Below are 23,317 nucleotides of genomic sequence, written 5' to 3' on the forward strand. Positions count from 1 at the left end.
CTTTATTAATCTAAGGAATTAATGATTTTTGGGTCGGTAATAATCAGAGGAAGAATATCGACTAGACTAGGAGACCAATCTAAGCCCCGAGTATATACGATTCGAGAGGCAATTTGACAGGCAATAATTGCTTTTTTATGCATGTCCGGAACTTCTATTAAAACTCTATTTTGGTATTGATTCCGCAAAAGAGGAGGACAATAGTTAAGTAAACACCGGACAAAAGGATCAGTTGGATCATTAGATAAGGTCATAAACTGAAAATATTGCATTAATTGGTCTTTATACTGGTTGATTCTTTCTGAAATCCATTCTGAAATATCGGTTAAAAACCCTTGAGTGTCTCGATGAGTAGCTAATAAAAGAGCAGCTTCTTCTCGAGCTTTTATGCTTACTAAACTTAAAATTTCATTTGCAATCTGTTGTTTTTCTTTAACAAATTCCGCTTGAGATAAAACCAAAGAAGTAAGTACTTCAAAAGAAGAGCAGGTAACACCTCCTTTATTAGAAGAACTGTCTTTGATAATAAGTACTCCTAATTTTTCTAAAGAACGTCTGGCCCAAGGGGTGAGATAGAGATTGGCTCCTTCAATAATGGCTTGTGCAGTGGGTTTTCCTGTCTTATCTAGAAAATCTTTTATATTATTTTCGTTTAAGGTACGAGGTCTTCCTCCTCCTGGAATGAAAATATCTGCTTTCACTTGATGTACATTATGTCTAAGTAAATGATTCATTTCATTTCCCGATAACCAATCTTCTATTAACTGGCCGTTTTTCTTTCTCCAACAAAGAGTTTTTTGTGTATAAGCCGTTTCTTCTCTTTTTGTGTGTAGGTCTAATAAAAACCCTTCATCATTGAGCTCAGATGGGGGATAAAAACGCAGAGGTTTTCCTTCTTTAAATAAACGAGCCATTACCTCCAAATTTAAACCGATTGGATCAAAAATGGTACCCGAGATATCTATCGTTGCAAGCAGCTTGGCTGTATTAGGGTAAAATCGATATAAGTTATAGATTTGATTTCCTGCTACATCGCCATCTGGTCCTCCTGACATTTTTACAGTAAAGCAATCTTTATTAGGATTAATGCCCAGAAATTTTAACATCTCTTCCATGTATACATTAACACCCAAAGAAGTGACTCCAAATTCTTTATGGTTGATACCTGCACCAGGTTTACTAGAAATAAAGGCTCCTCCTGGCTTATAATGGTAATATTGGCTGTACGAGGCAATCCAATCGATCATGTCATTGTGCATGTTTTCATCAGGGCCTAAATAGATATATTCAGGTTTTTTCCAATAATCGATAATCCGTTTCGCTCGAATCCTTCCGTCAGGGTCACAATTTAAAATAGTTAGAAAACTTTCAATATAAGAGCGTTGTGTTTGATAGAGGTATTCCAGCTTTTGTTCTCGATGATAGGTCATAAGATGTTGCTTGATTTCCTCTGGAGGAAGTTCTTCATCTTCTAACTCTCTTTGGTAGATTTCTTCTTCAGAGTACAATCTTTCATAAGGCTCTAAGAAAATAACTCCCTTAGCGCCTCCCTCTGGAATATCTTTATTTTTTTTATTTTGGGTATATGCCAAATTATAACATTCAGCAAAGATGTAGTTTCTCTCTACAAGCATTTGTTCCATTTTTTCGGGAAATACAGTGCGCAAACCTCCTCTAGATAAATCGCGGAAGCGAATATGAAAACCGATAAAGTATAATCCCTTCATGAAAAAAACCGCATAGGGTAGTTCGGGAAATTTATCTTTTCTTTCATAGCAGACATTGTTGAGATATTCAGGATCTAAACGAAAGCAAAATGCGGTTTTATTATCGCGATAGACATTTGTCTTTAGTGTGTAATCAACTAAGTTCATCGCTTGTTTAAGGATATTTTTACGCCTGGTATCGTTGATTTCATGTCCTGTATCTAGACGATCTACTAGATCCATAAATTCTCTACGTATACTTTGATAAGTTTCCAAATTGATGTTTTCTGGGTTAAATTTGGCTTCAAACGCTTGGATCACTTTCACAATTAATTCTGGATGCCGGCAAACACCTTCTTCAATATGGCCAAAAGAATAAATATTCATATCAGCGTGGACTAATGTCTGGTGAATAAAATAGATGATGGCCTTTACAAGATTTCCTTGATTGCCAGTTAAGAGTCCTTCATCGACAAAAAGCTCTTCAATGATTTCTAGCCCTTCAAAGTATTTTAGCGTTACGAGCTCTCTTAAGAAGTCATCGATATGGGTTTCTTCCCAGGCAGCTTTTCCTCGAATCCCGTGTAGGCCTAGCGACATTATGAGAATATTTTGCTTACTATATGCATCAACATAAGTAGCATTTACCCTTTTCATCATCAAACCATGTCGATGAATCATACGTGCCATGCGGTATAAAAAGCTGTATTTAGGAACATTACGCCAAGCAAATACGATTTGCAAAGATGGAGTATCTTTTTTCTCTTCCCAATTTTCATTATAGCGCACTTCATATTGACAATTATCTCGAGATTTAGCGCGGAAAAACATATCTAAAGCTAAGGTCAATCGCTCTTGTGGTAAAGAGCGTAAAAAGTAGGAATTTAGTTCTGTAATTAATTTGTGTAAATCAGGCTCTGTTACCTGTGGATTGCGTTCTTGGATTTTTTTTAAAATTTCTTTTTCTTTTTCCAGAGAAATAACATCCTCTGATTCCTTTTCTTGTGCTTCTTTAAAGACAATCATAGAAATACGCAGTAGCTTTTTTACCTCAGGAAAAGGAGGAGGAGTATTAGAGACAAATGATCGATAGTTTTTAATGCCAAACATTTTGTAATGTTTTAAAACTTTCAAGTCAGCATCTGGACTGTCTAAACAAAGAGTAAATCCGAGGTTTTTTAAATGGATATGAGAAAAAAAATCATTTAGATTAAAACTCATTAGGTTATGAACGATTAGCATCAAACTCTCTTCGTCCATCTCTTCAAAGAAACTAGCAGGCATATGCTGCTCAACCCATTGATAGCACTCTTCAAATTTTTTACGTTCTTTTTCAATACCGTATTCTAGTGTTTCTTTAGGAAATTTGGATTGCGAGTCCATCTCTGTTCATTCCTCCGTTGTCTTTTCTTATGAATAGCATGTAGAAGAAAAAAATCAATCTATTAAATATAAAAGAGCGAATATTATTTGATTTTTACTAACTATCGATAGAATCTAAAAATTGTATCAATATTTTTGTAAAATAAATAGAACAAGGAAAAACAAGGTTAGGGAATTTTAAAAATTAAATTTTCATGTTATTAAAACATTTTCTTTGTTATTTTTTTTACTTTAAAGATGCCAAAAAATGATTAAAGCTCATTTTAGATTTTGAATTCTTATGAATAAGCTTTAAATAAAATAAACGATAAACTCTACAATCAAAAAGGAATTTTATGACTATATCATCAATTAATTCATTGACAGCAAGCGCTGTATATACATCAACAGATACATTATCTACAGATACATTTAATTCAGCTACTGAAGTATCTGTAATACAAGAATCAGGCTTATCTTCTTCTTATGAGATAACTGTTGCACATTCTTCAGAAGGCCCAGGCTCTTCACGTCCTTTGCTTGAAGAAGGGGCTGTAGATCTTGTTAATTTAGAAATGGTTTTAAAAGAGGAAAGACCTCCTTTAGAAATTCCAATAGAAGAAGCTCAAAGCATTTTTAATCGCGTTTTTTGTTGTTGCAAAAAATAAAAACTTTAAAGAGGTTCCATTTGAGAGAAATAATTCGGGTCGACTGCAATTTAAAATAAATGCAAATCAAGAACTGCCAATAATTCTCGAAGAAAATCTACGAGGAAGTATATCGGAAGTATTTTTTAGCTGCTTTCTTTATAAAAATATAACTTAAGGATTATTGTCTAAGGAGCCTTAAGCTATTTAAGCCTACGAGAATAGTACCTCCTTCATGAAAGATAACCGCAAGCCAAAGAGGAATCAAACCTAAAAGGGCAGGAAGAGTTGCTAGTAAGATAACAGCAAGAGCTAGGATAATATTTTGTTTGACAATAGCAATTGTTCTGTGGGCTTTTTGAATCATCCAATCGAGTAAAGAAAGATCATCATTGAGAAAGACAATATCGGATGCTTCAATGGCTGTAGCACTTCCTATTGTTCCCATAGAGATACCCACAGTGGCTCTTGCTAGGGCAGGGGCATCATTTACTCCATCACCAACCATAATAAGACCTTTGTTAGTGGAAAGCTCTGCTACTTTAGCTAATTTATCCTCAGGTTTTAAATCTGCATAGATTGTAGAAATACCTACTTGCTCAGCTACATCTTTTGCAATTTCTAACTTATCACCTGTAAGCATAATGGAATGAAGTTTTTGATTTTTTAGTCGATCAATTAAGAGTTTTGATTGGGTTCGTAAAGTATCGGTAAAATGGAAGAGAAATAGAGTATTTCCCAATAAAAGATAACTATTCAATATTCCTTTTAGAAAGATCCCAGAAGAAAAGGTTTTAGGTAAATAGGGTAGAATAAATGTTGAATTACCTATATAGACAGGGATTTTGCGGTTTTGTAAAAGAACAAAGCCTTGTAAACCAGAACCTGGAATAGATGTAAAATCTAAAATTTCTGAAGGTTTAATTTGCTTTTCTTTTGCATAGGAAATAATGGCATCTGCAATAGGGTGTACAGCAGATATTTCCAGTCCATAAGCTGCTTGTAGTCCCTCTTCTAGAGTATGGCATGGAGTCTGTTTTGGATAGATTATTTCTAATTTTGTGCAATGAAGATTTCCCGTTGTTAGTGTTCCTGTTTTATCAAAAGCTACAGTACGACATGAGGTAAGTGCGTCTAAAATAATCCCTCCTTTAAGCAAGATTCCTTTACGAGCACAGCTACTAATTGCGCTTAAATAAGCTGTTGGAGTTGCTATGATTAATGCACAAGGAGAGGCTGCAATTAAGAAAGATAATGCACGATAGATTCCTCCTTCAGCGCCTAAATAGGGGATGGGAAAAATCCAAGGTAATATGATTGCAAAAATTAAAAAAAGGGAGATAATGCTCACCGCATACCATTTGCCAAAACGATCTAAAAAGCGCTGTAGGCGAGGCTTTGCTTCTTGAGCTTGAGTAATGAGCGTAATAATTCGATTTAATGTGGAGTCACTGCTTGTACGAGTAACCTTTACTGTAATAGTGCCATCAAGATTATAAGCACCTGCTTGTACTTCATCACCTGGTTTTTTACTAACAGGACGACTTTCTCCTGTTAAATGGCTTAAATTTACAAAAGAACTACCTTTAATAACAACAGAGTCAAGTGGAATAACTTCTCCTGCTTTAATCAGCAAGATAGTTTTAAGAGGGATATCTTTTACAGATCTCTCGTAAATAGTCCCATCTTCTGCTACTACATAAGCAAATCTAGGAGCTATTTGATGCAAGCTAACCAGAGCACTTTTTGTTTTTTCTGTAACTAAAGTTTCCATCGCACCGGATAGCTCAAATAAGACAAGCAATAAAGCTCCCTCCATAGCACTTCCGATTAATACCGATAAGAGAGCGGCTAAAGTCATTAGCACATCGATATTAATTTCGAGATTTTTTATATTTTCTAAGGCATCAATTAACGCAGGAGTTCCTGAAAAAAAATAGACAAATAGCAAACAAAGATTAGAAAAAGCAGGGTTAAGAAAGGAAAAAATAAAAGCGCATAGTAATAATATTCCAGATATAAAAGCTGTTTTTAAAGAGAGGTGTTTGCCCCATTTACGCGAAGAAGGAGTTAGAAAAGGGCTGATGCTCTCTTCCTTACCCGAGGCAAAAAATTCATCGAAGAGATAAGGACTATTTGACATTTCAGATGCCTTTGATTAACTGTTGAGCAAATATAACAGCGCCACTAACAAGAACTAATACAGCGCAGTTCCAAACAGTTCTTTGCCAGGCTGAGCTGCTTTCAAGATAGGCAGAAAGCACAGTGGAAAAGACCGTTATTAAAAAAGCGGCAAGAGGCAACCCAAATGAGTAAGAGAGAACATAGCCTATTAAACATAAAACAGCACTCATTAAAGCGCCTAATAAGGCAAAGGCGCTTTGTTTAAGAGGGTGTTCGTACTGTTCTAAAGAAAGACCTAATTCTTCTTCTAACATAATCTGCAAAAGGCGATTGTCATCAGCCATTAAGCAGTCGATTACCTCTTTGAGTAATTTACCGGAAAATCCTTTTGCTTCATAGATCTCGGAGAGTTCTTCTCTCTCTTGATGTCTGTGATGTTCAATTTCAAAACGTTCTTCTTCAATTACACGATGTAATCTTTGCATTCGCGACCAGCCATTTAAAGCACTACGTGCTGTTATAAATAAAATCAGACCAAAAGAGAATAGACTGAGAGTTTGCAAAGATAGTTGAATAAGCCATCCAATCAAAAGCATTACAGCAAGCAATTTCATGCTTTCTGTTGCGGCAACTACATGAGAAGGAGTTTCTGATCCATGTATTTCAGCTTTAAGAAGGGTGCCTTTTTTGCGCGCTTCTTTTAGATGCTCTGGGACGGACTTCCCCTTAAAATGTTTGGACATTTAAGTTTATGCTCCCTCTTGAACCAAGTAGCTAAGCAAGTGCAACAGATCAAGGTAATCTTGACAAGCAATTAATTCCCTGGTCGAATGCATAGAAAGTTGAGGGCATCCAATGTCGATTGTATCAATTCCTAGATTAGCAGCCATGATGGGGCCGATGGTGCTTCCGCAAGGAAGGTCCGATCTAGATACAAAAGATTGGTAGTTGAGATTTAAATTATGACAAGCATGTACAATAGGAGCTACAGAAATTGCATGGGAAGCATATTTTTGGTTCGCATTGTATTTAATCACAATCCCTTTATTTAAAAGAGGCTGATGTTGCGGATCGTGTTTATCTATATAATTAGGATTTAGCGCATGAGCCATATCAATTGAAAGACAAAGAGAATTGTTTTTCATACGTATTAACTCTTCTATATCTAATCCAAGATGGTAAGAAATACGTTGTAATACATCTTGCAGGAAAGAAGATCCAGCTCCTTCTAAACTATGAGATCCTACTTCTTCGTGATCCCAAAAAAGCGCCATTTGCAGCTGATCGGTGCTTGAATTTTTACAAGAGACTAAAGCAGCTAAAGAAGCATGCGCGCTAACTAAGTTATCTATTCGATATGAGGCGAGCATTTCATTATTTAATCCTATAAAACGCGCAGGTTCTTGTGGTACTAGAAAAAGATCAAAGGAAAGCAGCTTTTCGAAAGAGAGCTGATGCTTTAATAATTTTTCTAAGATATTTTTTTCTTGACTAGATACACTAACAAGAGGGCATAAGTGTTCCTGTTTATTTAAAACCACCCCTTTTTCATTCACTTCGCGATCTAAATGAATGGCAAGCTGTGGAATCATAAAAGTAGCATCGTCTAAAATAACTAAGTTCTTTTCTGGTTGTTGATCTTTATTTAAAATAACGACTCTTCCTGCTAGAACCAGATCGCGATTTAACCAAGAAGAAAGTAGAGGACTGCCGTATACTTCAACGCCAAATGAGGTCATATTTTGCTTAAGATAGCTAGGAAGTGGCTTAAGTTTAAGAGCACAGCTATCTGTGTGTGAGGCAAGAATAAGGGCTTGTTTAGGAGATTTTTTAGGAAGAGAAAAAGCACACAAACTTCCTCCTCTTATCGTAAAATATTTACCGCCTGGTTTCAATTTCCATTTATCGATGTCTTCTAAAGGTAGGAAATTATGAATGGCTAGACGGTTGCCTATTTCCTGAACAGCATGCCAAGAAGTAGGTGCTGTTTCTAAAAAAGATTTTAAATCAGCTAAAATGTGTGTCATAGATCTTTTTGTTCTTTCTTCAATTATATCTAATCCATATCACATAAGATGAGATGAGAGCTATAATAATATGTCTTTTAGAAATAGATAAAACTATAATCTTTCGAGATACTATCAGTCAATCTTGTTTTAAAATAATGTGATTTTAAAACGTTTGTACTTTACTCTTTTTTGGTTTAAATCGATAACTTAGACTTTGGTCTGGTTTATCCGATTTTTTCTGTGCTGCTCATGAATCCTGAACAAGGGTTTTTATCCTTAAATACTTCGCTTGCCATGCGAGGCTGGTTATTTGGATTGTTGGTTTCGGGCAATTTTTTGGCGGACCGATTTTAGGGGCTCTATCTGATTATAAAGGGCGTAAGAAAATCTTATTGCTCACCCTTTGGCTTGCTGCATCTACTTATGCATTGACTGTTTTCGGAATTATTTTTGAGAGTATCATTATTATTTTCATTTCACGGTTATTAAGGGCGTAGTTGCTGATAATTGGTCTGTGGTTCAAACAGTCATTGTAAATACCAGCGCTGAGAGAGAAAAAACTAAGAGCTTTGGTTTGCTGGGGATGGCGTGGAGAACAGGATTTGTGATAGGTCCTTGATCTAGGGGGTAAGCTTTCAGACTCTTCTGTATATGCTATTTTAATTTGACTACTCCTTTTTGGACCGCTTCTTTTCTTTGTTTGCTCAACATTGTCCTTTTATTATGGAGAATGCAAGAGAGCCTACCGGGCATTCAGTATATCGAAATTAGTTTAGCTACTGGTATTCAACAATTTAAGGAAACTTTTACCTCTGACAAACTACGTAATTTATTCTTAGGAATGTTTATTTTTTTGCCAGCTGGGTTTTTTACGGAATTTTGTCCTATTTTTTTAATTCGAAAATTTCACTTTAATGGATCTGAAATTGCTAATTTTTATGCAAGTATTGGCCTTTGGATTGCTTTCCGCCAAGGGCTTGTTATTCGTCTTTTCTTAAGGTGGTTCTCTCCTGATGCTCTTATTCTAATCGACTTATTTAGAATGGGTTGTATTCTAATAATTATGGGTTTTTATAGAAACTAAATTCTTTCTTTACTGCATGTTGCCAGCACTTGCTTTTTCCATCGGTAATGACGATTATCTCAAATGTGAGCAATAAACAATCGTAAGGGCATGTTTTAGGCATTTACAATTCGGTGCAGTGGGTGGCAATCGGTCTGACTCCTCTTTTTTCAGGTTCTTTTGTAGCAATTTACCCTATCTTCCTTTTGCTGTGGGAGCTATAGCTATGTTTTTTGCTCTTATTGCATTTATAGCAAATAATAGAAGCAAAGACCTCATCCATTAAAAAATAATTTTTAAGATAGTAGTTCTGTTCTTTCTTGAATTAGAGCTCAAAGTATGCTACTCTCTTTACTTAAAAGAATAAAAAAACCATTTTATCTATAAAGTAGCATTTAAAGATTGCTTTAACAAAAATACAATGGTGATTTAAGAGGTTTATGTATGTCAAAATACCCACAGGCACAAAATCCACTTTTGCTCCGGTATCACCGTCTAATGGATGCTTTTGCTAAATCAGATGACGAGCGTGATTTTTATCTAGATAAGGTAGAAGGGTTTATTGTTTATGTCGATTTAGATAAAGGAGAAAAGGAATTAGCTGATCTTGACAAAGAGATTAGCGTCCATAATAAACGCTATGCACTCTTACCAAAAATGACTTTTTACGAAACAAAAAAGTTTATGGAAGGGTTTATTAATGAAAAAGTGTACGACATCGATACTAAAGAGAAACTGCTGGATATCATTCAATCTAGAGAAGCTCGCGATAATTTTCTGGAGTTCATTTATGACCATCATACAGAATTGGAGAAATGGCAGCAATATTATGTAGAGCGCTCTCGTATTCGTATTATTGAATGGTTGCGTCTTCAGGAAATCTTATTTGTATTCGAAGAAGATTTAGATCTAAACAAAAATATGATGGAAAAGCTAAAACGATATTTGTTTGACGTGAAAGTGTCAAAAGACATAGCAGCCGTGAGAGAAGCTTTGTATGTAAAAGCAAAAACCTATTATTCAAATGAAGCATTAAACCCTCGTCCTAAACGTGGACGTCCTCCTAAACAAGTTGCTAAAGTAGAAATAGAGCCGCAAGTAACTGTTGATATGTACACAATGGTTCCATCTTCTTGTCGAACCTTTTTATATTTGCCAGATATTACCAATGCAGCAAGCATTACTTTTTCTGCTAAATTTGATACGGAAGCGCAACTCCTCGCTAGCCTTAGAGGGAGTTCTCGTATTAAGGTGGATACTAAATTGCAAGCGCTTTCAGAAAGACTGGAGTCACTACGCCATTTATCCACGCGTCTAATCACCACAACAGATAGTTCTAGTTTAGCCGAACAAGCTGTTAAACATTTAAAGCAGATTCCCGAAACTATAGTCTCTGCACCAATGGAAAATAAGAAAAGTTCTATTTCAGAGGTTGTTAAAGATTTGCTTCCTTCTCGAAAAAAATCTGCAGATCCAACAAAGAAAAAAAGTGAAATAAAGACAGTAACACAAATTCGCAAACAGCATAGAAAAAGATAAGAGTTGGAAAATGACGCAGCAACTTTTTTGCCAAGATCTGACAAGAGCTATTAAAACTTTGGAAGTGATTTATCGAACGCGATTTGCTGATGAAAAAATGAAAAAGTTGATTCGCCAAAATAAAGGTGGCACATTTCATTTATGTACAGCAGGACACGAAATGGTGGGAGCCGTAGCTGCATCAGCGTTGATTCCAGGCAAAGATTGGGGGTTAGCGTATTATCGAGATCGAGGTTTTGCAATAGGAATTGGTTGTACGCTTACAGAAATTATTGCAGCTTCCTTAGCACGTGATATACCGCATCATTCCTCTGGACGCATGATGCCGGAGCATTTTTCTCATAAAGAGCTGCGTTTGCCTTGTCAATCCAGCTGTGTAGGGTCGCAATTTTTACAAGCTGTAGGTGTTGCAAAGGCAAGGCAACTCCTTCAAGAGGACGATGTTGTTTATGTGTCCGCTGGAGATGGGGCTACTTCTCAAGGAGATTTTCATGAAGCATTAAATTTTTCCCTTTTACATAAACTGGGGGTTATTTTTGTTATTCAAGATAATGGGTTTGCAATTTCTGTGCCTGTGAAAGATCAAACAGCAGGAGGTTCTATCGCCTGTATGGCAGAAGGCTATCCAGGTCTTTCTGTTTTTGATGTTGATGGTGGAGATTACGAAGAGCTTACCAAAGCATTTGATACAGCTGTGAAAAAAGCTAGAAATGCTCAAGGGCCAAGTCTTATTGTAGCCAAAGTTCCTCGGATAGGCCCTCATAGCAGCAGTGATGATCAAAATAAATATAGAACAATAAAATGCATTGCAAATGATCAAGCAAAAGATATTTTGCCTCGTATGGAAAACTATCTTGCAGGAACTGGGGTTTCTATTGATGAAATGCAACAAATGAAAAACCGTTGTTTTGAAGAGGTAGAAAAAGCTGCAGTAGAAGCAGATCAAATTCCCTTTCCCAGTGCAGATACAGCAGCCGATCATGTTTTTAAAAAGAGTGATGTGAAAGATTGTCAACTACAAAAAACCTCTAAATGTCCGTTAGAAAACATTGTAATGATGGATGCATTAAATCATGCTTTAGACGAAGAAATGCAATATGATTCCAATGTTATTGTTTTCGGTCAAGATGTAGCCCATGGGAAGGGAGGCGTATTTGGCATTACCCGTAATTTAACAGAAAAACATGGGTTTTTTCGCTGCTTTAATTCGCCTCTTGCGGAGTCTAGTATTATAGGAGTTGCTTTAGGAATGTCTATAGCAGGAATTCGTCCTGTCGTAGAGATTCAATTTGCAGATTATATGTGGACGGGTGTTAACCAGCTTTTTAATGAGTTATCTAGCTTCCATTATCGTTCTAACGCAGAGTGGAATTGCCCTGTGGTTATTCGTATGCCCTATGGTGGATACATTCAAGGAGGCCCTTATCATTCACAGAGCGTTGAGGCTGTTCTTGCTCATATTCCAGGATTAAAAGTAGTCATTCCCAGTAATGCGGCTGACGCAAAAAGACTCTTAAAAATGGCTATTCGTGATCCTAACCCTGTTGTTTTTCTTGAACACAAAGCTCTTTATCGTCAAAGGGTTTTCTGTGCTAGTCCCGAGCCTTCGGGAGAAGAATTGCAAGCCTTTGGTGTAGCTAAATATGTTCGGAAGGGAACAGATTTAACAGTTGTTTGTTGGGGAATGATGGTCTTTATGGCTTCTCAAGTTGCAGATCGTCTCTTGAAAGAGGGGATTTCTGTAGAAGTTATTGACTTAAGAACTTTAGTTCCTCTTGATCTTGATCTGATTGTAGGATCTATTAAAAAAACTGGCAAGCTACTCATTGCCCATGAGGCTATTCGCACTTGCGGTTTTGGTGCCGAAATTGCAGCTCTTATAGTAGAAGAGGCTTTTGATTTACTAGATGCGCCTATTAAACGTGTTACCGCAAAGGATTGTCCTGTTCCTTATTGTAAGCAGCTAGAAGATGCTATATTGCCTCAAATAGAAGATTTAGAGCAAGCTATACGTCAACTTGCCCAGTTTTAATGGGATTCTTTTTTCTATAAGGACGAATCTGTGGTTTTTTTATTGGTTGAGATGTTTTAACCTTTTGAGCTAGGTGTTCAATTAATCGTGCATTCAATTGACCAAATTCTTTTAGTTTATTTTCGATTTGATTTAAAGGATTGGCTTTTTTTGTAGGAATCTGTGGCTTTTTGTCTTTTTCCAATAATTCATGCATGTGCATTAGACGTGCCATTAAACTTTCTTGTGTTTTTTGTAATGCTTGTACTTCAGATGTAAACAATGCATTGAATGAAATGCGATTAATTATGTCTGCATTTTCAATTAATTGATCCAATGTTTGATCAATATCAGCTAAAATTTCTTCTCCTGTGCTTAGCATTGCTTTCCTCAGTTTGTATTGTTTTTAGCCTAATATACATCTAATTAAATTAGTGTTCTTAGTTTTTATAAAACAATTTTTCTTAATTTTGTCAATTATAAAAAATTTTTTTTACTTATTTATTTTGTAAAGAATTTTTTTTTGATAAACACTGTTTTATTTTTCAATCTAAATATATATAAAAATATTTTAAAAAATAGCAATGAAATATACAATCAAGAATGTTTCTAAAATCTTAGTATTTTTTTAAATACATATCTTAATCTTCGTCAATAAGAGCAACTATCTTTTTTAGAGATTCATTTCTTTTTTAAAATAATCTTTATTTTTTTTGATTGATCTGATAGCTTCATGGAATGAATTTTTTATGAGCAAAAATAGATATGTATTTTATTTTCATTTTTACTTTTTTATGCACTTGTATCTCGTCTTACAGCAAGATATACGATTGTTTTACCTTTTTTAATGAGTTAGAGCTTTTAAAGATGCGTTTAGAAGAGCTCAATGATCATGTAGATTATTTTGTATTGGTAGAATCAGTTGAAACACAAAGAGGAGATCCTAAGCCTTTGTACTTTCAAGAAAATCAACATCTTTTTGAAAAGTATCTACCTAAAATCAAACATATCATTGTAGATGAACGTTTAACTTCGGATGTAATTGATCCTGCAACAGGGCTTTGTTGGGATAGAGAGCATTTTCAAAGAAAATGCATTATAAAAGGTCTACAGCAGTGCGATGATTTGGATATTATTATGATTTCTGATCTTGATGAGATTCCTCGTAAGCAGGCCTTGGAAACACTTAAGTGGCTATTGTATAGAGAAACAAGAAAACCCAAAAAACTAGTCGTAAAAAACCCTCCAGATGCAATAGCTCTTGAAATGCCTTTATTTATTTATCAACTCAATAGAAAAAGTGAACTTCATGAAGGTCGATGGGTAGGGACAGTCGCTACTCTATATGAGACTATTAAAAAGAAGGGGGTTCAGTTCTTTCGGGACAACCGCTGGAATTTTTTTCAAGTTATGGATGGAGGATGGCATTTTACCTGGATGGGAGGTAAAGATAAGATCAGACAGAAATTACTTAGTGTTGTAGAAGGTAGAGATAAAGAAAGTGTAGATTTGCTGTCAGATAAAGAAATTGAAACCTGGATTCAAGCACAAGAAATCATCCCCGTTGATAGTGAGTATCCTAACGACTTCCCTGAGTATATGAAAAAAAATATGCAATATCTTAAATCAATTGGGTTTATTGCAGAAGAGTCTATGCTATGAGTGCTATTTTAATACTTTCTTGTATGTTGTGCTGTTTTAAATCTTTTGCAAAAGTTTATGATTGCTTTACTTTTTTTAATGAATTAGAGCTTTTAAAAGTACGTTTGGAAGAGCTCAATGATCATGTGGATTATTTTGTATTAGTAGAAGGTGTTGAAACACACAGAGGAGAATTTAAGCCTTTATATTTTCAAGAAAATCGACATCTCTTTGAAAAATATTTGCCTAAGATCATTCATATCGTTGTTACCGAAAGGCTTTTATCGAATCAAGAGGATCCTGTAAAAGGATTTTGGGATAGAGAGCACCGCCAAAGAGAATACATTGCAAAGGGACTAAAAAATTGTGAACACTTAGATATTATTTTAATTTCTGATTTAGATGAAATTCCTTGTACTGAGGCACTTAAAAAAGTTAAAAAGCAACTTGTTTTCACTAAGTCTAAAAATTTTAATTCCCATAAAAAATATAAAAAAAGAAAACACAAACCGGAAGAACTAGCACGCTCTACACATAATACATTAGCTTTTCACATGCCGTGGTTTATTTATCAATTAAATAGAAAACACAACTGGGATAATGGCAATGAATGGGTAGGAACAGTTGCGACTTTATATGGTAATTTTAAAAAAAAAGGAGCGCAGTTTTTTAGAGAATATCGATGGCATTTTCCTCGGATTAAAAAAGCAGGGTGGCATTTTACCTATATGGGAGGTAAAGATAGAATCAGGCAGAAACTATTGAGCATTGTAGAAGGAAGAGACGATATACTTGGCATTACAGATGAGGAAATTGAAACTTGGATTCAGGAACAAATAGCTATTCCTATTGACGATACTTTCCCTAAATACGTTATAGAAAATGTGGAGCATCTTAAGTCAATGGGCTTTATTGCAGAATGTACTCCTTGATGCAAAAGAGAGAGTTTTTTTCTTAGCTTGTACAAATCTCTGTTTTCTTGCTAAAACAGTTATCTTGGAATTTAAGGAAAAAGAAGATGATTGGTTTTTGCCCTCTTGCATCTGGTTCTAAAGGTAATTGCCTCTATATTGGAACTGAAAAGACAAAGCTTTTAATCGATGCAGGAATTGGTATAAAAATCCTAAAAGAGAGATTAAGATTAATTGGTGTGCATTTAAGTCAAATCGATGCAGTTATAATCACTCATGAGCACACAGATCATATTAAAGGCTTAGAGCGTTTAGCTTGGGAAGATCAAATTCCTGTGTTTGTAAATAGCGATACAGCTTGTGCTATTGCTTCTTATGTCAAGAAAATCCCTCGCTTTAAGATTTTTTCTACAGGGGAATATTTTTCATTTGGAGACATTGAAATTCTTCCTTTTTCTATTCCTCATGATGCAGCAGATCCAGTGGGATTTACTCTTCATTTAAAGGGGTTAAAAATAGGTGTTTGTGCAGATTTAGGTTTTATTTCTACTTCCATTGTACAGATTTTGAAGAAATGTGATTATTTATATGTAGAGGCCAATCATCAACCTTCGATGGTTTATGCAAGTGCGCGCCCTGCTATTTATAAGCAAAGAGTTTTAGGGCGTCAGGGGCATCTTTCTAATGAAGAGTGTAGCTCTTTAATTGAGCAAATCTTTCATCCAAACCTTAAACAGGTCTACTTAGCGCATCTTTCTAGTGAATGTAATCATCCTGATGTGGCATTAGCAATCGTGCAAAAAAAACTTGAAATCTTACAGGCAGAGACTAAGGTGTGCATTGCTTTTCAACAGCACTGTAGTCAACCTATTTTGTTTTTAAAACGGTAGTAAGAGGCCATCAAAAGCCATTTCAAAATGACAATCCATATTGCAATCGATTAAAACATCTCGATGCAGTTGAATTTTATGTAATAAGTTTTCATCTGTATGCATAGGATCATGATGAGTAACAATCCAGTGAGAAGTATCTGTATGTTTGATGAGGACAGAGGCGTTTGCAACAGAGGAATGTCCCCAACCCACTTTGTGTTGATATTCTGAAGGGGTATACTGTGCTTCATGGATTAGAAAATTGCATCCTTTAAAAAAGGAAATTAAGCTGAAATATTTTTGTAGTAAAGAATGAGAAGAGGTAACTGCCTGTGGCTTGCCATGATACCCCATTAAGAACTCATTATCGGTAGCATACCCAAAGGTGGTTTTTGCACAGGTAATTTTAAAGCATAGTGTAGCTCCTGGGTGCAGAGCATAATGTGTATCAATTTCAAAAGAGCCAATATGAAAAGGAATTCTTTCATAAATGTTTTTAAAAATTAACTGAGCTTTAATTTCTTCTAAATTTATAGGAAATAAAGAATGGACTAACATTTCTGCAAATAAGTCGTGAATAGTTTTATCAAAGCCAATGGGAGCCCAGATATGAATACGATAACTAGCATCATATAAGGGAGCAAAAAAGGGAAAACCGGAAACATGATCCCAGTGTGTATGGCTAATTAATAAATGGATATCTTTTATAGAATCTATCTGTGCTAAATGCAGGCCTAATGGACGAATGCCATTACCTGCATCGATGATCAGTAAATCTTTACCATGCCGCAGCTCTAAACAAGAGGTATTTCCTCCAAAGTGAACATAAGAAGAACCTGATACCCCATTAGAGCCGCGAGTTCCCCAAAACTTGAGATAGGAACGGTTCGAATGAGCCTTAGGTAAATAAGCATGAGATGTGCTGATTTCTTTATTTTTTAAAGGAATGGGGGTGAGGTCTCCTTTGAAAAAATGGGATAGAATAGAAAAAAAGGAGGTTAAAGAAAAAGGTTTTTCAAGTAAGTAATCACAGCCATTTCTTAAAGCAGCTTGATAAGCTTGTGTCATTATATGATCTGCTAGGAAAATAACGCCTATTTGTTTGTTAAAAGAACCTGTCCGGATTCTTTTTAAGATTTCGATTCCATGAATATGGGGTAACATAAGCTCTACAACTACTAGATCGGGTTGAAAGCGCGGTATTTTTTCCAAAACTTCTGTTCCTGAAGCTGCGAACGCAAAGTGATATTGGTTTGTTTCTCTAGCTTGCTTAATATGTTGTTGTAATTTCCGATCAGAATCAGCCAAAAGAACTTTTTTAAACTCTTTTCTATTCATCAATGATTAAACCTGTAGATTTTTTTTCTTTTTATAAAAGAGCCAAAAGCAAGAAGTTCCTACTACAGTAAATAAAGCGCTTACATAGAAAAAATTAAAAATCTCTCTGGGATCAAGCTCTAGAAGAGATTCATCTTCTATAAGAAGGCTTAAACCAGAGTCTTGCTCCATTTCCTGAGGAGTGGTTACGTTATCTTGTGCAAGTTCAGTATAAATAGAGTCGGATTTGGGTGCAAAAACAGCTACAGATAGAGTAATACAAGCAAATCCATAGAGTATGTATCCCATGAACTTTAAACGAGGTAATAGTGGGATATCGGGATGGCTTGTATTTTCATCAGAGGGATTATTCTGTGTCATTTACCTTATTTGGTTTAAGCAAAGAATCTTTAGGATCAACTAAAATCCTTCTAGGTTTTGCTCCTTCTTGCGAGCTAATTATTTTTTTACTTTCTAGTTCATCCATTAAAGAGGCAGCTCTTGCATATCCGATTTTCAATTTGCGTTGCAGAAAAGTTGTTGATGCAGTTCCTGTTTCTACAACTAAGTTAAGCGCTTGTTCATATAGCATATCACGAGGAGTGCTTTCTGCTCCTTCTTCAGAAGATAGATCTTCAAAACGCATTTTGTCAAAAGATTCTATCAAATAATTCGGAGGGCTTTGATTGCATATGAAAGAGACGACTCGGTTGATCTCTTCATCGCTAATATATACTCCTTGAGAACGAATTAAAGTAGATGTGCCAGGAGGTAAAAAAAGCATATCGCCATTGCCTAAAAGACTTTCTGCTCCTACGTCATCTAGAATGATTTGCGAGTTAATCCGACTAGCTACTTTAAAAGCGATTCGAGTGGGAAAATTTGCTTTAATAAGACCTGTAATCACTTCTCTAGATGGTCTTTGTGTTGCTAATATAAGATGTATCCCCACTGCACGAGCCATTTGCGCAATACGAGCAATAGGAGTTTCTAAATCAGAGCTAGAGGCCATCATAAGATCAGCAAACTCATCAATAATAGCTACAATTGCATACATTTTGGCAGGAATAGGAGTATTCAAAGAGCTTTCTAACTCTTGATTGATCTGCCTATTATTAAAAGCGGTGATGTTTCGTACTCCTAATTGTTTTAAAATATCGTAGCGGGTTTGCATCTCTTTTACAAGCCAACTCAAAGCTGCATAAGCTCCATGCGGTTCTGTAATAACAGGTGCTAGCATGTGAGGTAGATTAGTATAGGGGGTTAGCTCTACTTTTTTAGGATCGATCATCACTAGCTTGATTTCATCGGGGCGCGCATTCATAAGAATGGACATGATCAAAGTATTTACGCAAACGGATTTTCCCGAACCTGTTGCCCCTGCAATGAGACAGTGAGGCATTTTACTTAAATCGCTAATCACACTATCTCCTGAGACTGTTTTACCCAGCAAAAGAGGAACCATCATTTTACGTATATGACTTTGATACTGGGTTAGCAACTCTTTAAAACTCACTTCTTGGGGATAAATAGAAGGGATTTCTACCCCTACTGCTGCTTTACCCGGAATAGGAGCAATAATGCGGATGGATTTAGCTTGTAGATTTAGAGCGATGTCATTTTCTAGCGTTTTGATCTTTTGTACTTTTACTCCAATTGCTGGATGTACTTCAAAAGAGGTAATAGTGGGACCGCAATTGATTTCACCAACTTTAGCTTCGATTCCAAAACTCATTAAAGTATCTTGAAGTACCTCAGCTTGTTTTTTTAATTCTTTTTTTAGAAGTGGCTGATCTATTTTTTTAGGATGATTCAATAAAGAGGCAGGAGGAATTTGGTATGTTGTATAATCTCCATTGACAACGCATTGTGCATTAAGCGCTATTTGCCTTTTACTTAGCTTAACTTCTATGGGTTGTTTTTTTTTAATAGGCTCAATATCCGCCATCGTGCGAATTTTTATCTCTTTTTCTGGTCTTTCTTTAGGTTTTGTCTGTAAATAAGGAGGAGTGATAGAGCGCTGTGAAAGTAAACTCTCAATCTCAGAAGCGCTTTTAATCGTAGGAGGTATTTTTTTTTGAGAGATTTTGTTAAGGAGCTTATTCTTTAAAAAGATAGCAGAAGATTTAAGTTTTCTGCCAATGGCAAGTAATTCAATTTCCATTAAGAATAAAAAGGATACGCAAGTTGTTATAGAAAAAGTAAGAATGATTCCTACATCGCTTAACATATGCTGTAAATTAAATGTAGGGATATCCTTATATAAATAATACAAAGGAACTCCTCCTAAATTATAACGAACAGTAGAATAAGGATAGGGGAGTTCAAAAAAATGCGATTCTGTATACACCCTGTTTTCAAATAACTGAGCGTAAGGCCATTTGTTTTCTGCTAGTAAATTCAGTAAAAAACAACAAGAAAAACACAGAATCAGGAAGCAGAAAAGTTTAGATGGAATATATATAGATTTTTGATTGAGGATTAGCTCCCAACCAAGCCACAAGCCAAAACCAACAATGAGATAACTACTTATTCCAAAAAGATAGTTAAAGCCAAATCCCAATCCCCAACCAATGAGGCCTAACCAATTCTGATGAGGAGCATCGAATCGAAAACTGATCAAACTTAGTAAAACGATCACAGTGAGTGCTAATAAGATCAGCCCTCTTGCTTCTGGATGTACTATTTTAGATTTTTTTTTAAAAGATGTATTTTTATTCACTATCAACTCCTAATAGTTTAAATAAATAGCACTGCAAAAACCAAGAATAAGACAATACCAAGCAAAGGGTTTAAAATTTCCTCTCTCTAAAATAGAAAAAGCAAAGCGAATGACAAGTAACCCAACTAGGCAAGAAGTAATAAGCCCCACTACACAAGCCATTAGGGAAAAATCTTTAGGAGCATCGCGTATAGCTATTTGTAAAAGTTCTAAACAGTTACCACCGATAATAGTAGGAATAGAGAGTAAAAAAGAAAAACGTACGGCATCGCTTGTTTCCCATCCCAAAACACGAGCGCAACAAATAGTAGAAGCGCTACGCGATACACCAGGAATTAGAGCAATCGACTGCATGGCTCCAATGTAGAGAGCATCATGTGTGCGTTTTTTAAAAGAAGTTTCAATGGGTATTTTTAAGCGCCAAAAATGACCTATCAGTAACACAAAACCTGTAAGCATTAAACCAAGCCCAAGAAAATTAGGATTAAAAACCCAATCTTTAAATGGTTGAACCAGTAAATAGCAAGGAATAAGAGGAATTATTGCTAAAAAAAGCAGAAGAGCCTTTTTACGATCTGTTCGCAAAATGGTTAGAATATCTTGTTTTAAGAAGACAATAACCGCTAAGAGAGTGCCTAAATGGCAGAAAAGACTTAAAATAACTTGGGTTTCTGTATCTTGGATACCAAGCATCAATTTAAATAATGCAAGATGTGCTGAGGAGCTAACCGGAAAAAATTCAGTTAATCCTTGCATTAGACCTAACAAAAAAGCTTCTAATAAAGACATGAAAATCTCCTTAGTCTACAAATTTAACTTAGCATAATTGAACAGGAGATAGCAAGAATTTGGGCGATCGACGGGGTTCGAACCCGCGACATCTGGAACCACAATCCAGTGCTCTAACCAGCTGAGCTACGACCGCCACAATAAGCGTGTTAGTTTATCTTAAAAGTTGTTTTTGCGTCAAATCACTTCAGTAAAATAAGGCAGAATACGCTCCATTAAAAAGTCTAATGTATATATTAACAACAAATAAAAAAAGAATATTTAATTTGAATTTATTTTATCTATTAATTATAATTAATCATAAGAAGTCTGTTTTATTTAATTAATAATTGTATTTTATAAATTTACTATTAAAAAAGGAGTAAATATGACAGGTTTAGATGAAAATTGTTTAAGGAACCTGAAAAGCTCTGAAATTCTGAAGCAAGATTTTCTACGTTGTGACAGCAAAGAAAATATAAATGAGCCAATTTATGTTAACAAACCTATACATGAAACAATAGATGAGTTGATTATTCAAGCATTATATAGTGAACCGGTAGATAATAAAGAATCGGTATATAGCGAACCAGTAAATGTTACAATAGATGAACCTATATATGCTACAATAGATGGAGCAATACGTATTCAAAAATCAAATATTAGTAATCCTCAGCAAAAAACAGAATTGGTATCAGAGAAATCTTTATTAACGATAGAAGGTAGCTTTAAAAAAAGAGATGCTAAAAATCTTCAAAAAATTAAAGACACAACTAAAATACTAAATGTATATAGTCCAGATCAAGTGAATTTTGATGTGCAATTTAATTTAATACTAAATGCTTTTAAAAATTTAAAATCCTCCTCGAGTAAATTAGCTGCATTTTTATACATACTAGATTCTACTAAAGATAAAGAAAGTCCCAAAATCCAAATAAATAACAAAAAAATCTATAAAGAACTACCTAGAAAATATAAAAAACTGATAAAGAAATCTAATCCAAAATTTAGCCTAGATATGCATTCTACTGAATCACTTAAATCCATTGAGTCTATTAGAGCTCATTTAGAAAAACGCTCTATCTTTATTAAAGCAGAACTATTTCTTTTAAAAGATCAGATTTGAGGTCTTTTGCAAAGAATTTTTTTCATGAAAAGCGATCGCTCCCAAAAAAAGCACTGTTAGATATAAACAGAGCATAGTGGGCGTTATCACATCTGTACGTAAACTAAACTGTAGTTTTAGAGGAGGATAGGATGTGATATGCAAAATGGATGTAGAAAAAAGTTCATTCAGCTTGAATATAAAAGAGCATACCTTAGGTATAAAATATAAAATAAGGCTAGGGAATAGCAGGATGCAAGAAAGAGCTACGCAATAGGGAAAGAAAAGATTGTAAACGATACTAAGCAAGGGAAATTGATGAAACAGGTAGAGTAATAAAGGAACTGTTGCAATGTGAACTGCAATATTCACTGAAAAAGAACTACGCAAGAGATGCAAAACACTGTAGGCATATTTGTCTATAAGAGGCATTTCCTTGCGCTCTTTTTCGGTGCGTTTGGGTAGAAAATAGCTCAATAGATTTTCTGTCGGTTGGTATAGTAAAAGGATAGCCAAAGTGCAAAGAAAAGTGAGTTGAAATCCCAGCTCTAAAATGCTCAGAGGCGATACAAATAGCTCGAACATTAATCCTAAACCAATAGCATTGAGTCCAGAAGAGGGGTAGCCGATTAATTCTCCTGTTAAAAGAGTAGCAATTGCAATATACGCTCTTTGAATAGAAGGAGAGTCACCTAGGAAAACATAATAGAAGCTAAGGCATAAAAGAGTCATCAAAGCAGTTATCTTGTAAGGAAGTAAACAGCTGAACACACTTCTTAGCAAATAAGCTAGTAATGCAAAATGAAAACCTGAAATGACGAGCAGATGTTGTAGTCCTAATTTGCCAAACTGCATCGTTAATAATCTTTCATCGACTTGTCCAGTAACCAAAGCACTTAAGAAGACAGCTGTTGTTTGATCTGATACCTGTTTATGAATATATTTAGAGATTAGCTGTTTAGCCGAAAAGCGCCATTCAATGAGACTTAAAAAAGGAGCTTTCCTTTTCCAAGGTTTTTTCTTCGTTGGTTTTAATACAAAAAGGTGAGAAGATTTTTGCTGTAGAGTGCCTTCTATTTCATAAATCGCATCACAAACAGGTCTTTTACCATAAATAGGCAGGTAAATAGAGCAAGGGATATTATGATACGTTTGTTCTTTCGTTTGAAAATCGATTAGCGTTCCCTGATAAAGTAAAGAGCGATAAAAAGGGGAACAGACCATTTTAATCGATTGGGGTTTGAATTTACCTACTCCTAAAGTCTTTTCAGAAGTAAGTGTTATTTCAGGATAACGAAACAAAATAGATACAAAACTGATTAGAATAGCAATAGTTGTTAAACAAAAAAGCTTTAGATTTTTTCTTGTAGTAAGAATAAGAGCTGCTAAAACCACCAGATAATAAAATTGAAAACCTAAACAACAAGCGCTTCCTATTAAGAGAGAAACCCCTATAAGAAGCGCAGGGTGTTTTAGCCAAAAATTGCAGTAAGCTTGGTAGATATTCAAAAACATACTCT

General features: G+C 35.2%; 18 protein-coding genes and 1 tRNA gene. 8 read left to right on the forward strand and 11 right to left on the reverse strand.

Annotated features, from left to right (window positions below; all coding sequences use genetic code 11):
- Positions 1-5: 5 nt before the first annotated feature.
- Positions 6-3,089, reverse strand: coding sequence for an NAD-glutamate dehydrogenase domain-containing protein (locus RHAB15C_RS01750; RefSeq protein ID WP_194845009.1), 3,084 nt, complete (start codon positions 3,087-3,089; stop codon positions 6-8).
- A 335-nt stretch (positions 3,090-3,424) separates the two neighbouring features.
- On the opposite strand from RHAB15C_RS01750, the gene RHAB15C_RS01755 reads away from it, so the two are divergent.
- Positions 3,425-3,736: a hypothetical protein gene (locus RHAB15C_RS01755; protein ID WP_194845008.1), complete on the forward strand. Its 312-nt coding sequence runs from the start codon at positions 3,425-3,427 to the stop codon at positions 3,734-3,736.
- Between the two features lie 160 nt (positions 3,737-3,896).
- On the opposite strand, the gene RHAB15C_RS01760 is transcribed toward RHAB15C_RS01755, so the two are convergent.
- Genes RHAB15C_RS01760 through RHAB15C_RS01770 form a run of 3 tightly spaced genes read right to left on the reverse strand, consistent with a single transcriptional unit; the run spans position 3,897 to position 7,866 of the window.
- A complete protein-coding gene (locus RHAB15C_RS01760) occupies positions 3,897-5,858 on the reverse strand; it encodes a heavy metal translocating P-type ATPase (RefSeq protein ID WP_194845007.1) in 1,962 nt (653 codons plus the stop codon).
- Between the two features lies 1 nt (position 5,859).
- Complete coding sequence (locus RHAB15C_RS01765) at positions 5,860-6,582, reverse strand: VIT1/CCC1 transporter family protein (RefSeq protein ID WP_194845006.1); 723 nt, start codon at positions 6,580-6,582, stop codon at positions 5,860-5,862.
- A 6-nt stretch (positions 6,583-6,588) separates the two neighbouring features.
- Positions 6,589-7,866: a M18 family aminopeptidase gene (locus tag RHAB15C_RS01770; protein ID WP_194845005.1), complete on the reverse strand. Its 1,278-nt coding sequence runs from the start codon at positions 7,864-7,866 to the stop codon at positions 6,589-6,591.
- A 712-nt stretch (positions 7,867-8,578) separates the two neighbouring features.
- Between RHAB15C_RS01770 and RHAB15C_RS01775 the strand changes: the two genes are divergently transcribed.
- The 3 genes from RHAB15C_RS01775 to RHAB15C_RS01785 all read left to right on the forward strand — a co-directional run bounded on the left by RHAB15C_RS01775 (position 8,579) and on the right by RHAB15C_RS01785 (position 12,482).
- Positions 8,579-8,932: an MFS transporter gene (locus RHAB15C_RS01775; RefSeq protein ID WP_194845004.1), complete on the forward strand. Its 354-nt coding sequence runs from the start codon at positions 8,579-8,581 to the stop codon at positions 8,930-8,932.
- A gap of 423 nt (positions 8,933-9,355) precedes the next feature.
- On the forward strand, positions 9,356-10,450 hold the full coding sequence (locus tag RHAB15C_RS01780) for a UPF0158 family protein (protein WP_194845003.1): 1,095 nt from the start codon (positions 9,356-9,358) through the stop codon (positions 10,448-10,450).
- A gap of 10 nt (positions 10,451-10,460) precedes the next feature.
- A complete protein-coding gene (locus RHAB15C_RS01785; RefSeq protein ID WP_194845002.1) occupies positions 10,461-12,482 on the forward strand; it encodes an alpha-ketoacid dehydrogenase subunit alpha/beta in 2,022 nt (673 codons plus the stop codon).
- On the opposite strand, the gene RHAB15C_RS01790 is transcribed toward RHAB15C_RS01785, so the two are convergent.
- Entirely contained in the window at positions 12,457-12,843 is a 387-nt protein-coding gene (locus RHAB15C_RS01790) for a hypothetical protein (RefSeq protein ID WP_194845001.1), read from the reverse strand. The genes RHAB15C_RS01785 and RHAB15C_RS01790 overlap by 26 nt on opposite strands.
- 485 nt (positions 12,844-13,328) lie before the next feature.
- On the opposite strand from RHAB15C_RS01790, the gene RHAB15C_RS01795 reads away from it, so the two are divergent.
- From RHAB15C_RS01795 to RHAB15C_RS01805, 3 genes are all read left to right on the forward strand, one after another.
- Entirely contained in the window at positions 13,329-14,123 is a 795-nt protein-coding gene (locus RHAB15C_RS01795) for a glycosyltransferase family 17 protein (protein ID WP_246587590.1), read from the forward strand.
- Positions 14,120-15,034: a glycosyltransferase family 17 protein gene (locus RHAB15C_RS01800; RefSeq protein WP_194844999.1), complete on the forward strand. Its 915-nt coding sequence runs from the start codon at positions 14,120-14,122 to the stop codon at positions 15,032-15,034. The genes RHAB15C_RS01795 and RHAB15C_RS01800 overlap by 4 nt, the downstream gene beginning before the upstream one ends.
- An 86-nt stretch (positions 15,035-15,120) precedes the next feature.
- Entirely contained in the window at positions 15,121-15,903 is a 783-nt protein-coding gene (locus tag RHAB15C_RS01805; RefSeq protein ID WP_194844998.1) for an MBL fold metallo-hydrolase, read from the forward strand.
- On the opposite strand, the gene RHAB15C_RS01810 is transcribed toward RHAB15C_RS01805, so the two are convergent.
- From RHAB15C_RS01810 to RHAB15C_RS01830, 5 genes are all read right to left on the reverse strand, one after another.
- Positions 15,892-17,223 (reverse strand): response regulator, encoded by a 1,332-nt coding sequence (locus tag RHAB15C_RS01810; RefSeq protein ID WP_194844997.1) that lies wholly within the window; start codon positions 17,221-17,223, stop codon positions 15,892-15,894. The two genes, RHAB15C_RS01805 and RHAB15C_RS01810, sit on opposite strands and share 12 nt — an antisense overlap.
- A gap of 6 nt (positions 17,224-17,229) precedes the next feature.
- A complete protein-coding gene (locus tag RHAB15C_RS01815) occupies positions 17,230-17,583 on the reverse strand; it encodes a hypothetical protein (protein ID WP_194844996.1) in 354 nt (117 codons plus the stop codon).
- The gene (locus RHAB15C_RS01820) at positions 17,570-19,924 is read right to left on the reverse strand and encodes an FtsK/SpoIIIE family DNA translocase (RefSeq protein ID WP_194844995.1); all 2,355 of its coding nucleotides are present in this window, start codon (positions 19,922-19,924) and stop codon (positions 17,570-17,572) included. The genes RHAB15C_RS01815 and RHAB15C_RS01820 overlap by 14 nt, the downstream gene beginning before the upstream one ends.
- Before the next feature lie 9 nt (positions 19,925-19,933).
- Positions 19,934-20,713, reverse strand: a complete 780-nt coding sequence (locus RHAB15C_RS01825) for an undecaprenyl-diphosphate phosphatase (RefSeq protein WP_194844994.1) — start codon at positions 20,711-20,713, stop codon at positions 19,934-19,936.
- A gap of 62 nt (positions 20,714-20,775) precedes the next feature.
- Positions 20,776-20,849: transfer RNA gene (locus RHAB15C_RS01830), tRNA-His, on the reverse strand.
- Between the two features lie 231 nt (positions 20,850-21,080).
- Here RHAB15C_RS01830 and RHAB15C_RS01835 point away from each other — a divergent pair.
- A complete protein-coding gene (locus RHAB15C_RS01835) occupies positions 21,081-21,818 on the forward strand; it encodes a hypothetical protein (RefSeq protein ID WP_194844993.1) in 738 nt (245 codons plus the stop codon).
- Here RHAB15C_RS01835 and RHAB15C_RS01840 read toward each other — a convergent pair.
- Positions 21,801-23,306, reverse strand: a complete 1,506-nt coding sequence (locus tag RHAB15C_RS01840; RefSeq protein ID WP_194844992.1) for a ComEC/Rec2 family competence protein — start codon at positions 23,304-23,306, stop codon at positions 21,801-21,803. The genes RHAB15C_RS01835 and RHAB15C_RS01840 overlap by 18 nt on opposite strands.
- Positions 23,307-23,317 lie beyond the last annotated feature (11 nt).

Origin of the sequence: Candidatus Rhabdochlamydia porcellionis (genome assembly GCF_015356815.2) — a bacterium.
GTDB classification, from domain to species: Bacteria; Chlamydiota; Chlamydiia; order Chlamydiales; family Rhabdochlamydiaceae; genus Rhabdochlamydia; species Rhabdochlamydia porcellionis.